The 11,970-nt window shown below is 71.6% G+C and carries 8 protein-coding genes and 1 tRNA gene; 5 read left to right on the forward strand and 4 right to left on the reverse strand.

Annotated features, from left to right (window positions below):
- Positions 1-109 precede the first annotated feature (109 nt).
- Complete coding sequence (locus WMF22_RS19925; RefSeq protein WP_437300632.1) at positions 110-1,027, reverse strand: hypothetical protein; 918 nt, start codon at positions 1,025-1,027, stop codon at positions 110-112.
- A gap of 179 nt (positions 1,028-1,206) precedes the next feature.
- Here WMF22_RS19925 and WMF22_RS19930 point away from each other — a divergent pair, with 179 nt between their 5' ends.
- Positions 1,207-1,515 carry a YciI family protein gene (locus WMF22_RS19930; RefSeq protein ID WP_437300633.1) on the forward strand — a complete coding sequence of 103 codons (309 nt, stop codon included), beginning with the start codon at positions 1,207-1,209 and terminating at the stop codon, positions 1,513-1,515.
- A 54-nt stretch (positions 1,516-1,569) separates the two neighbouring features.
- Here WMF22_RS19930 and WMF22_RS19935 read toward each other — a convergent pair whose 3' ends face one another.
- Positions 1,570-4,101, reverse strand: a complete 2,532-nt coding sequence (locus tag WMF22_RS19935) for a hypothetical protein (RefSeq protein ID WP_438036723.1) — start codon at positions 4,099-4,101, stop codon at positions 1,570-1,572.
- Between the two features lie 544 nt (positions 4,102-4,645).
- Between WMF22_RS19935 and WMF22_RS19940 the strand changes: the two genes are divergently transcribed.
- Positions 4,646-5,254, forward strand: coding sequence for a hypothetical protein (locus WMF22_RS19940; protein WP_438036724.1), 609 nt, complete (start codon positions 4,646-4,648; stop codon positions 5,252-5,254).
- Between the two features lie 7 nt (positions 5,255-5,261).
- On the opposite strand, the gene WMF22_RS19945 is transcribed toward WMF22_RS19940, so the two are convergent.
- Entirely contained in the window at positions 5,262-6,560 is a 1,299-nt protein-coding gene (locus tag WMF22_RS19945; protein ID WP_438036725.1) for a glycosyltransferase family 4 protein, read from the reverse strand.
- Positions 6,561-6,892: 332 nt separating this feature from the next.
- On the opposite strand from WMF22_RS19945, the gene WMF22_RS19950 reads away from it, so the two are divergent.
- The 3 genes from WMF22_RS19950 to WMF22_RS19960 all read left to right on the forward strand — a co-directional run bounded on the left by WMF22_RS19950 (position 6,893) and on the right by WMF22_RS19960 (position 11,726).
- Entirely contained in the window at positions 6,893-8,344 is a 1,452-nt protein-coding gene (locus WMF22_RS19950; RefSeq protein WP_437300637.1) for a hypothetical protein, read from the forward strand.
- Between the two features lie 364 nt (positions 8,345-8,708).
- A complete protein-coding gene (locus WMF22_RS19955) occupies positions 8,709-10,070 on the forward strand; it encodes a sugar transferase (RefSeq protein ID WP_438036726.1) in 1,362 nt (453 codons plus the stop codon).
- Positions 10,071-10,199: 129 nt separating this feature from the next.
- Entirely contained in the window at positions 10,200-11,726 is a 1,527-nt protein-coding gene (locus WMF22_RS19960) for a hypothetical protein (RefSeq protein ID WP_438036727.1), read from the forward strand.
- 98 nt (positions 11,727-11,824) lie between these two features.
- Here the strand turns inward: WMF22_RS19960 and WMF22_RS19965 are convergent.
- Positions 11,825-11,901: transfer RNA gene (locus tag WMF22_RS19965), tRNA-Asp, on the reverse strand.
- Between the last annotated feature and the right edge of the window lie 69 nt (positions 11,902-11,970).

Below are 11,970 nucleotides of genomic sequence, written 5' to 3' on the forward strand. Positions count from 1 at the left end.
CGAGGCAGCGGAGCAGCCGGAGGCCCAGAGGAGCCTCCGCGCTGCCCGCGCATCGTCTCTGCTTCGCGCTCGCCCGCGCGCTCGCTTCAAGCCCGCGAGGCGCGGGTGATCAGGCGCCCGCGGCCGGCGCGGCGTCGTTCGCCGGCTCGGGGGACGAGAGCTCGCCGCCCTCTGCCGCGGACGCCTCCTCGTCGGGCGCCTTGGCCGGCGCCTCGGACGAGGCGCTGCTCGCGGCCGCCGCGGCCTTCTCGGCGTTCGGGCGCCGGCCGCGCGGCTTCTGCAGCAGCGACGGGGCGAGGTCGCCGTCGCCGCCCTCGTGCCAGCGCAGGTACGCGACGGCGCGGCGGCACTCCTCGTACGCCTTCGCGACCAGCGAGATCGCGCGGGCGCGGCGATCGGCGGCGTCGGTGATCTTCGGCGCCGCGGACGAGCCCTTGCCGGGCTTCGCGGCGAGCGCGGCGAGGAGGCGCACGCCGAGATCCGCGGCGCGCTCGAGCTCCTCGTCCTCGACCGCCGTCTTGGCGCGGACCTTGTCCCAGGAGCCGCGGAAGAGCTCGGCCAGGGCGATGAGATCGCTCGCGAGATCCGCGTGCCCCTTGCCCTTGCGGATGTCGGCGACGCGCTGCTTGTCGAGGAGGTTCCGGTGACCAAGCGCCTCGGCGGCGACGAGGAGCGCCTCGCGCAGCGTGCCGGCGTCTTCGGTGAGCTTCTTCGCGTCGAGCTCGCTCGCGGGCGTGCTGTAGAGAAGATCCGCGTACCAGGCCGCGAGGGCGAAGTCCTCGAGCTCGTCCAGCATCGCGATCGGATGGTTCGGGAGATCCCGGACGATCTCGTCGCGGAGCTCGCGCAGGTGGGGCAGGGCGGAGAGCACGGAGCTCACGGCCCTGGGGACCTCGACGTAGACGGTCACGAGATCGTCGGGGCCGAGCTCGAGGAGCTTCGGCTCAACGCGGCCGTACGCAGCGAGCGCGGCGGCCGGCGAGGACGGGAGAACGGGAGCAGGTGCTGCTTTCGGGGGTCTCGCCATACAGGTGTCTCCAGCGGAGGGCGCGCACACTGCCAGACAGAAGCGCGAAGGGAAAGGGGGACCGCGCGATCGCCGCGATCGCCGCCGGAGGCTCGGCCGGAGGGCGCCCTGGCGCGAACAGACTCTCCGGCCGGACGCGCTGTGCTCTGGTAGATTGCGGCGCGAGGACTCACGACATCATGTACGCGATTGCGATCATTCGTTACAGGCGACCGCTCGACGAGGTGCTCCCGGCCGTCGACGCCCACCGCGCCTATCTGAAGGGGCTCATCGAGCAGGGGCTCGTGCTCGTGTCAGGGCCGCTCGATCCCCGCTACGGCGGGGCGCTCCTGCTCCGGGTGCCCGACGAGGCGGCCGGGGCGACGCTGGATCGGATCCGGGACGGCGATCCCTTCACGGCGAAGGGGCTCGCGCAGTACGAGCTCCTGCCCTGGGCGCCGGTGTTCGGAAAGGAGGAGCTCGACAGGGTGTTCGCCCCGAAGCCCTGACGGGAGCGCCCCGCCGTTCATCCCACCGGCGCCGTCCGCGCCGCCGACCGCGCGCTACGGCGTGTCGAACGAGAGCACGCCCGAGTCGTCCGTCGTGTAGCGCCCGCCCGGCATGATGCGCACCGCGAGCTCCGGCTCCCGGGAGACGACGGCCACGTCGTAGCCGCCCTTCGGCAGGAGACCGGTGATCACGTGCCTGCGCGTCGCGCGAGGCACCTGATAGGACAGCGGCCCCGAGCTCGGTCGCGGCTCCGAGCGCAGATCCGCCCGGAAGAGGACGACCGTGCCCGCCACGAGCGCGCCGTCGAAGCCGGAGCCCTGCGCGCTGTCGATCCGCGTCGCCGCATCCATCGCCGCGCCCGCGTCCGCGCCTTGCAGCACGTGCAGGAAGCGGACGTCCGCCGGAGCGGCCTGATCCTCCACGACGAGGCGGTGGGTCGTCGGCTCCATGGCCGCCGGCTTGTTGACGTTCTCGACCGGCACGGCCGCCATGCGGGCGCTCCGCGGCAAGAGGCTCTGGATGAACAGCGTCTGCCCCCGCGGGGTCACGGCGCTGGCCGTCCGGCCGGCGATCCGCGGCGCCGACGTGGTCATCAGGTTGAACCGCTTGAACCGGCCGGCGGTGCGGGACGTCGCGCGGTCGTAGACGACCACGTGGTCCGGCTGCAGCCAGACGACCGACCGGCTCGCATGGACCATGTCGCGGGCGGCGTCCGCGGGCACCCAGACGTTCTCGCGGGTGTTGTACAGATCCGTCGCTATCCCCTCGGCGAACACGTAGCCGGCGCCGCGGGTCATGCGCGTCTTCGGATCGCCGGCGGCGCGCCCCTCGCGCCACTGGCCGCCTCGCGCGACGATCTCCTTCTCGTACCAGCGGACATTCGACGGCTTGTCGTTCTGCAGGGAGAGGGTGTTGTGGTAGTCGGTCGTGGCCCCGATCAGGTTGTTCGAGTAACTCGTGTGCTCCTTCGTCAGCCACTCTCCCTTCCGGTAGAGCTCGATCTGATTGCAGTCGCCGATCTGGTGGTTGATGGTGACCCAGCCGCACCGCCAGGTGAACCACGTCGCGCCCGCCGTCCAGTCCGAGCGCGCGCGGAGCGAGCCGCGCCCCTGCGCCCGCTCGAAGAAGGCGGTGGGCATCGCCGGGCGAGGATCCGGCGGGAGCGGCGCGGCCGGGTCGAAGAGCATGAAGCTCAGGATCGCCCGGCTCGGGGCGGGTGAGCCCCAGATCTTGGACGTGCGCGCGTAGAGCTCGGGCGCGCCGCCCGCGATCGTGTTGGCCACGATCCAGCGCGACCGCTGCAAGCGCGCGGTGTTGCCCGTGAGCTGGTCGTAGACGCCCAGCGAGCCGAACAGCTCCGCGAAGCGCGGCTCGACCCAGCTCTGCAGCGTGTCGCCGTAGTTCGCCATCTCGTAGACCGGCCCGAGGTCGCGCCTCGACGGGTACGTGACCGGGCCCGGCGCGATCGAGTGCAGGAACCCGTCCGTGAAGCGGTCCCAGGTTCCGCTGCGCAGCAGCCCGATCTGAGGTCCTGACTGGGCCTGGGCGCCGTAGCCGGCCGTATACAGCCCGAGCAGCGCCTGGTGGAGGGTCGCGACGCCGCCGCTGCCGTAGAGAAAGCCCTCCACGGGCATGCCGCCGCTGGCCACGCCGAGCCCGTCGGACGGGACCCCGAGCTGCTTGGCCGCGGTCTCGGAGGCCTCGAAGACGGCGAAGGCCTGGTAGAGCCACGCGCCCGTCGCGTCCGCGCGATAGCTGCGCAGCGTGTTGCCGAGCTTCCCCACCGGCGCGCTCGGATCGAGCGGAGGGTCGTCCGCGTCGTCCATCGAGAGCGACATCAGCGTGACATTGCGCAGATGGCCGAGATAGTAGTTGTTCGCAGCCCACCTGAGCTGGAGCGGATCGCGGAGCAGCGCCGGATCGTTCATGACGCCGACGGGGTGGGGGTGCTCGTTGCCCGCCGTCGAGGCGTGGAGGTTGTCGTCAATCCACCTGAGAAAGACCTGCCGTATCTTGGCCTTGTCGCCGGCGGAGAGCACCGGACGGCCGCCGCTGTCGGTCGCGTTGTAGATCCAATCGACCGTCAGCGGGAACCCTTCACCCCACCAGCGCGAGCGATCGCCGGTCGCGAACCCCGGGCGGCGGAAGGGCTGGCCGTCGGCTCTCCCCTTGCTCGCCTCCTCGATGGCGACCATCAAGAGGTTGCGCGCCCTGACGGCGTGGGTGGGGCGGGCCGCGACGTCGGCGTCGATGAGCGACATGAACGCGAAAAACTCGGCATACGCCTCGGTCGGATACTGCTCGTAGGCGTTGGTGCCGCCGTCCGGCCACGTCGGGTTCGGCCGCCCATTCGGGTAGAACCGGCCTTCGTAAGCTGCGATCGCACCCCGGAGCGCGGGCAACAGGGCTTCCGTGTACATGCGGTTTCGGCTGTCCGCGGCCCACCCGCGCAGCCTCGGGAGGTGTTCGTTCGTGAGCCAGAGTCGCGGGTGACCGGTGACAGGCTGCGCGGCGGCGCGCCCCGGCGCCCCGACAAGGCCCAGGGAGAGCACCGCGGCGGTGAGGATGTGGTGAATCGGTCGCATGCTGGTTCTCTGTATCGCTGGGCGCGAACAGCCGCGCCGGCCAGCGTTGACCCACGCTGAACAGCACGCGTCGTGCCGAGTGCCTGCGTGCGCATCGCGCGTCACGAGGATTGAGCGGTGTGCGTCCGTGTCACATGGCCAACATCGACGGCGCCGCCGAGCGGCTCGCGCGTGGCGACCTCATCAACCCTCGGCCCGAGACGCGCGCTTCATCCCTGTGCTCGACCGTCGGAGGAAGGCGCCATGCACGCCGCGTAGGTGGTGATACTGCATACCATTCGCCTGGTCAGGCGACGCCATCGCGGCCGAGGTGGCGCTCGCGCTTCGCGGGGCAGGATGGCGGCGACGTAGAAATAGCGAACGCAATCGAGTGGCGGGCGGAGTGCGCCCTTGCCTCCGCGCCCCACCGCGGCCCCGGAAGACTCGGACACCGCGGAACCTCGAAGGACACGCGCCTGGAGGCTCTAGGGCACATGACGCGAATCCGCCACACCTCCGCGCGGATCTGTCGCTATACTCGGCGAAGATAGGAGCGCTCTGCAGCATGCCGACGCCAGACTCCTCCCAGTTCCTTGGCGATCCTCGGGTCCTGCGCGAGGGGAATCTCGTGAAAGGCACCCTGATCGGCTCCCGCGCCGAGGCCCTGCGGCAGAGCTATGGCGAGCGGGCCGTGGCGGATCTGAGCCGCCAGCTCTCGCCGCAGGCGGCCCGCTACCTCGACGATCCGCCGATGCCTCTGGCCTGGCACGACATGGCGCCGCTCCTCGAGATCGACTGCGCGCTCCTGCACGGGCTCTTCGGCGGCAGGATGGAGAAGATGCGCTTCCTCGGCGCGGAGATCGCCCGGAAGGACCTGACGACGACCTACAAGACGATGGCGGTGGTGGGCTCGCCGTCGGTGCTCTTCAAGCGCTTCGGCCTCATGTACAAGACCTACTTCAGGTACGGCGACTTCAGCGTGACGGTCACCGGCGACGCGGCGGGGAGGGCCACGCTCTCGGGCGGCGGCCTGCCGCTCTACATGTGCGGCCATGGCATCTCGGGCTGGGTCGAGGCGGGACTCGCGCTCCTCGGCAGCCGGCGCAGCGCGGTCGAGCATACGGCCTGCAGGCACCGCGGGGCGCCGCGGTGCACCTGGTCGATCTTGTGGTGATCCCGCCTCAGGCGGCGGCCCGCCCGTCGTCCCCGAACGCCGCCCGCGCGAGCAGCCGCTGCAGCGCCTCGGCGCTCTCCTCCCACGACGGCGGCGCCGCCTCGGCGAACGCGTCCTCATCCCAGGCTCGCGCGAGCGCCTCACGGAGCGCCCGGCCGAGCGCCCCGGCATCGCGCGACGGGACGAGAAGGCCGGTGCGCCCCGGCGTCACCACATCCGGGATGCCCCCGACGCGCGTGGCCACCACAGGCCGCGCAGCCGCGAGCGCCTCGAGCACCACGTTCGGCGTTCCTTCCGCCCAGCTCGGAAGCGCCAGAAGATCCGTCGCGGCGAGGTGGCGGGCGACCGCGGAGAGCGGCCTCGCCCCGACCGCGAGGATCCGCCCGCGCCTCTCGCCCAGATCGGCGGGCGCGCGCTCGCGATCGCGCCGCGCGGCGGCCTGCTCGACCGCAACCCGCTCCGGACCGTCGCCGACGATCACGAGATGGACAGGCTCGCTTCCGTCGCGGCCGTCCCTGCCGAGCGCCTCGAACGCGCTCAGCAGCTCGTGGATCCCTTTCTCCCGGCTGACGTGCCCGACGAACGTGACGATGCGCCCGCGCGCCGGGAGCCCGAGCTCGCGCCGGGCAGCGCGCCGGTCGGCGGGGCGGAAGAGCGCGCGGTCGACCCCGTTGCGGACGAGGACCGCGCGCTCCTTCGGCGCGCCGAGCGCCACGAGCGCCTCGACCATCGGCCGGCTCACGCCGATGGCGCATGCGGCGGACCGGAGCGCGCTGCCGACGAGCGGCCGCACCGAGCGCCAGCGCGCCACGACGTTCACGTCCGTGCCGTGGGCCTTCACCGCATAAGGGAGGCCGAGCATCCGGGCGAGCAGCGCCGCGGCGCAGGCGTCGGGGTAGAGCCACGCCCCCAGCACGACGTCGAACCGCCCCCGCAGCCGCGGGACGTACGGCAGGAGCCCCGCCAGGTAGAGCGGCGCGTTCACGGGCGCCAGCACCCGGCCCGCCCCGGGGAGGTACGGCGCGCGCGCGTGGACCACCGGGACGCCGTCGATCTCGTCGCGCGCGGGCACCGCCACCAGCCGGCCCGGGCGTGTGCGATCGCCCAGGAGCGATACGCCCGGGTGGTACGGGATCGCCGCGAGCACCTCCACCGCGCACCGGCGCGACAGCGCCGCGAGCTGCTGCCGCTGGAACGCGCACGACAGCGGCTCAACCCGGTTCGGAAAGATGCGCGTCACCCAGAGGACGCGCAGCGGCCTCGGCCAGCCCGCCCCCTTCATGCCCCCGTTCACACCCGACTTCATGGTGTAACATTTGTTACATTCGATGGGTCCGCCCTCAGCGGGGCAGCGATGGACTCCGGGGTACGTCCTGCCCTGTCGGCGCACGTCCACACCGCGAGCACGCGCATTGCACGACCTGGCCCGCTCTCCGGAGCGTCCCCGGCGGCGCCGCGCAGCCCGGCGCGCTGCACGCTGTGGCATGCGCACGCGCACGCCGAGGCCAGATTTGTAATGTTGCAAACATCATCGAACGTGGGACGCTCCGGGCGCCGGGCGTGCTGCCGGGGAGGGGAGGGCGGCCGATTCGGGTCGCTCCGTGCCGCGGGGCTTGCCGCTCGACAGCGAGGGGGCGCGTGTTCTCGTTCGTCTTGCCGATGTGGGACTCCGACGTGACGGCGCGGGCGGCGCTGGAGCAGAGCGTGGCGTCGAACGTCGGGGACGTGGGCTCGGGAGCGCTGATGGCTGGCGTCGTTGGCTCGCTCGAGGGCTCTCTCCGGGGCGAGGTCTCTCGTTATGGAGTGAGCGTCGATGGAAGCTACGAGCGGGTATTTCAGGTCTCGTTCGACCCGGCTCGACTCACGCCCTCCGACAGCGCCTCGGCGCGGCTCGGCGGGGGAGCGGGCTGGGCGCTCTCGCCGCTCGCGGATCTCTCCATGGCCGCGGCCGGCTACCTCGCGACCCGCCTCGGCGTGCGCGCCGACGACGCGCTCGCCGCGCGCGATCCGTTCCTGTCCGGCGATCGCCTGCAATACACGCTCTCCGCCGCGCCGGCCCTCTCCATCGCGGCGTCGCGGCGCTCCTCGGTGCGCGTCGGCGTCGGCTACGAGCAGGCGGGCGCGCTCTCGGCCGACGACCCTGCCGCTGTCGGGATCGACGCGCACACGGGGCGCGCCGAGGTGAGCACCTCGTTCGACCTCGGCGCGCTGGACACGCTGACACCCGAGCTCCGGTACGAGGTCACCCAGTACCATCACGCGCTGCTCGACACCGATCTCACGCGCGGCGCGGCCCGCGTCCACGCCGGCGCCGCGCTCCTCTCCGAGTCTCACGAGCTCACGCGGAACCTCTCGACGCGCGTCGCCGGCGGCGTGACCGTCGCGAGCCCGCCTCCGGTGCTGTCGTCGCGCGACGCGGTGATCTCGCCGGCGGCGCGGCTCGGGCTCACCTACGTGGAGGAGCGCTATCGGCTGACAGCGGGTTACGCCTATGCCTACACGTCGCTCGGGCCGAGGATCGGATTCGGACACGAGCACGAGGCGTCCCTCGAAGCGAGCTTTCGGCCCGCCCGGGGCGGCGCGACCCGAGACCTCATCGTGACCGGGGTCGCCCGCTTCTCGACCGGCAGCGCCCCCGTCGCCGCCAATCCGCCGCTCCACCTCACCCCCGGCGCGGCGGCGCCCTCCAGGGAAGGGTCGGTGTCCACGACCACCGCGCTCGCGGGCGCGGAGATCTCCTATCCCCTCTTTCGCGGGCTCGCGCTGAGCGGCGGCGTCGATCTGGAGTACGTGCGCGCCGCGCTCGATCCAGCGCCGGGCGCAGGCGAGGCCGGCGGCTCGCTGAGGAGCATCGTCAGCGCCGGGATCTCGGGGACGTTATCGACGGATCGACACCGGACGCTCCGCCGCGATCCCGACGGCGCATGGGACGACGAGCGCCGCGGCGCGATGATCCAGGGGATGCCCTCCGGCCGCTGGCAGGCGCCCGAGCCAGGCCGCGAGCCCGACGACGGCGGCGACACCTCCGGCGAGGCCCCACCCGCGCGCGCCGCGCAAGCCGGCCCGCGCGCGACGCGCGACGCGCGATAAGCCCCCTCGACACGCCAGTCGCTCCCCCGCGGCGGGCGGCGCGCCCACCCGCGCGACGGCTCCGCCTCGGTCCACGTGACGCTAAGGACTCGACGTAGGCAATCCGTCGACGGCGTTCTCGCGCCGCGACTCCCCACGACAGGTCGCACGTCATCGCCGCAACCCGGCCGCAAAAGCGCCAATTTCGCCGGGTCCGGCCTCGCGCGCGGCGGCTCAGTCCGCCGTCATGAAATGAGATTCGTCGGAGGCATCTGGCAGTCTGCCCCGGTCTGCTCTAGTGTAGGTTCAACTACAACCGTAGGTGCCCCGTCAGAGGCGACGCGCCGTGATGTGCGACCGCCCGGGGCCGACGAGTGGAGGGACGATGCTGGAGCTGTTCCGGTCGCCGCGCCGGGCGATGGTGTGGTTTGTCGAGGCCAGCCTGCTCTCGCTCCTGGTGTGCTGCGCGCCGGGCGTGCTCGTGGGCTGGGAGCACATGCTCGATGGGGAGCGCTTCGGACGGACAGCGAGCATCTCGTTGGTGGCGCTGGCGTCGCTCTACTATCACGGCCTCTACGGGCCCGAGCCTCCCAGGGCACGGGCGCTGGTCCTCACGACGTTCCGGGCGCTCGGCCTGGCGGCGGCTGTGCTGTGGCTCGCGTTCTGGCTCGTGCCGGACGCGGAGATCAGCGACCGGGTGCTCCTGACGTCGCTCGGGGCGGCGGCGCTCGTGCTCCCCGCGTGGCGCGCGGCGTGTGATCGGGTGATGAGGAGCGAGAGCTTCTCCAAGCGCGCGGTCGTGCTGGGCTCAGGCGAGCTGGCCCGCTCGTGCGCGGCCCTCCTCCGGAAGGATGGACAGGTCCTCGGGCTGCGCCTCGCCGGTCGGCTCGTCCGAGACGAGGAGCCGATCGACGAGGCCGAGATCGCGGGCAGGTACCGTGACCTCCGCCGCCTCGTCGAGCAGCGCGGCGTCGCGGCGGTGATCGTGGCGACGTCCGATCGCCGCGCCGCCTTCCCGCTGGAAGAGCTGCTCGATCTGAAGCTCCGCGGCGTCCAGATCGAGGAGGGCATGGATTTCTACGAGCGGGTGACGGGCAAGATCTGCGTGCGCGAGCTGAAGCCGAGCCAGATCATCTTCTCTCACGGGTTCAGCGTGCGGCGGCGGACGCTGATCGCGAAGCGGATCTTCGACGTCGCGTGCGCGACCGCCGGGCTCGTCCTCGCGCTCCCGCTGATGGCGCTCACGGCCGCCCTCGTGAAGCTCGACTCAAGGGGGCCGGCGCTCTATTCGCAGATCCGGACAGGCGCTCTCGGGAAGCCGTTCAGGATCCACAAGTTCCGCTCGATGAGGACCGACGCCGAGAAGGACGGGGCGGCGTGGGCGACCGAGAACGATCCGCGCGTGACCCGCGTCGGGCGCTTCATCCGGAAGATGCGGCTCGACGAGCTGCCGCAGCTCTGGAATGTGCTCGTCGGCGAGATGAGCATGGTGGGGCCGCGGCCCGAGCGCCCCGAGTTCATCGCCGCGCTGGAGAAGCAAATCCCCTTCTTCCGGCAGCGGCTCTTCGTGAAGCCGGGAGTGACGGGGCACGCGCAGGTGCGCTGCCGTTACGGCGCGTCCGCCGAGGACGCGCTGGAGAAGCTCCAGTATGATCTCTATTATATGAAGAGCTTCTCGCTCTGGTTCGATATCTCCATCCTCATCGACACCGTGAAGGTCGTGCTCTGGCGCATCGGCGCACGGTGAATCGTCCGGCCGCCGCGCCGTGCAATGGCTGCGCTCTTTACCGCCGGGCTCGGTGGCGCGCCCTCTGCAGAGCACGCGCGAGAGATCGGCGGGCGTCGGTCTCCGGGGGGGTCGGCGATGAAGACGTGGATGAGGGCGAGCGTCGTGAGCTCGGTGCTGCTGGTCCAGGGCTGCGCGGAGCTCGACCCGGCGCCGGGAGAGAGCGTCGCCGCCGCGGCGAGCAGCCTGAACGTCTCGACCTTCCGCTTCATGGAAGGCGGAGAGCTGCCGTATGTGCTCGGCTTCTCGCCCGAGACCGGCCAGATCCTCGGCGGCGCGCACCAGCTCCTCATCCCTCGAGCCGGCGGCCGCGAGGCGCTCGACGGCGCCAACCTGCCCTCGCACCTGCACCCCGAGCTCCGGGGCTCCCTGCTCCAGCTCAACTCGACGCTCCGGGAAGGCGAGGCGCAGTCGACCGCGTTCGCCTCGAACTGGTGGCCGCAGCGGCAGAACGGCATCGCCGATCGCTGGAACTCGACCAACAAGAACTACTCCGACCGGATCTCCGACCCGGACAACATCTCTCCCGTCGAGAAATACGATGTCCTGTTCCACTCGGGGCAGATGGAGAGGCTCGGGGCCATCGCCTCGTGGAGCATGGACGACCTCAGGAGGCCTCCCTACCTGCGCAATCCTCCCTATATCCAGCCGACGGTCGTCGTGGCCGGCCCGGCCACGCGCTGGGAGCTACAGCATCACGGGCTCTACCAGGGTGTTTATCCGGAGTACTGGTGGGGGCATTGCAACGGGTGGTCGGCCTACGTCGCCGCCGAGGGGGCCGGGCCGCGCCGCGATGTCCGGGTGAAGCTCTCCGGCACGACGGTGACCGAGTGCGCCGCGGCGGAGACCGGCTGCGTCCTGTTCCGCATGGCGGACATCGAGGCGCTGATGAGCGAGCTGTACTTCAGCGACTCGGTGACCTTCTCGGGGCGCCGCTGCGAGACGCGGGCGGATCGGACGATGCGCGACGTCTACGGCAGGCCCGTCGACCCCGCCTGCCGCGACCTGAACCCGGCCACGATGCACGTGGCCATGACCGGGCTGCTCGGGGTCGGAGCAAAGCCGCTCCACGGCGACTCGACCGAGCGACAGAAGCTCATGTTCGTCGTCGACCACACGTGGGACGTCGAGGTCTGGAGCTTCCCCGTCAAGCAGTTCTCGATCGACGTCATCGAGGAGGTGGACGTCAGGCAGGCCGCGCGGCTCCTGTGCGGCGGCGCGTATGCGGGCGCCGACTGCTACAATTACAGGTTCAACCCGGCCGCGACGCGCTTCGTCCGCGTCGCCGCGCGCTTCTGGATGATCTCCGATTCGGTCACCGGCGAGACGCTGCTCACGCCGCCCGAGCAGCGCACCGTCCCGCTCTCCGTGTCGGAGCTGCACTACGTGCTCGAGCTCGACCAGAACCTCACCATCCTGGGCGGCGAGTGGATCAAGAACCCCTCGATCGTGAACGGGGTCAACGGCAAGGAGCTCCACCCGGATTATCTCTGGATCCCGGTCCGGGCCCAGGGCACGGGCGAGGACGCCGACGATCTCGGGGGCGCCGAGGACAACCCCTACATCTCGTACGCGAAGGTCAAGGCGCTGCTCACGCTCTCGCAGCGCGCCGACTGAGGCGCGATGCCGTGCGCGCCACGCGCGCCACGCCCAGAGCGCCCGGCCTGTCAGAAGAGGGACGGCGGGCGGCGGCGCGGCGGCGATTCAAGAAGCGTTGGCGGGGTGGACGGGACTCGAACCCGCGGCCTCCGGCGTGACAGGCCGGCGTTATAACCAACTTAACTACCACCCCAGACGTCAGGGATACGACCGCTCAGCGAGCGCCGAGCCAGCTCGGCTTTGCTTCCCATGAGCAAGCTCG

The sequence above is a fragment of the Sorangium sp. So ce204 genome (assembly GCF_051526795.1).
Taxonomy (GTDB): Bacteria; Myxococcota_A; Polyangia; order Polyangiales; family Polyangiaceae; genus Sorangium; species Sorangium cellulosum_B.

Coding starts and splice junctions, on each gene's coding strand:
- WMF22_RS19940 (WP_438036724.1), top strand. CDS start 4,646: ATGCCGACGCCAGACTCCTCCCAGTTCCTTGGCGATCCTCGGGTCCTG.
- WMF22_RS19925 (WP_437300632.1), bottom strand. CDS start 1,027: ATGGCGAGACCCCCGAAAGCAGCACCTGCTCCCGTTCTCCCGTCCTCG.
- WMF22_RS19935 (WP_438036723.1), bottom strand. CDS start 4,101: ATGCGACCGATTCACCACATCCTCACCGCCGCGGTGCTCTCCCTGGGC.
- WMF22_RS19960 (WP_438036727.1), top strand. CDS start 10,200: ATGAGGGCGAGCGTCGTGAGCTCGGTGCTGCTGGTCCAGGGCTGCGCG.
- WMF22_RS19930 (WP_437300633.1), top strand. CDS start 1,207: ATGTACGCGATTGCGATCATTCGTTACAGGCGACCGCTCGACGAGGTG.
- WMF22_RS19955 (WP_438036726.1), top strand. CDS start 8,709: ATGCTGGAGCTGTTCCGGTCGCCGCGCCGGGCGATGGTGTGGTTTGTC.
- WMF22_RS19945 (WP_438036725.1), bottom strand. CDS start 6,560: ATGAAGTCGGGTGTGAACGGGGGCATGAAGGGGGCGGGCTGGCCGAGG.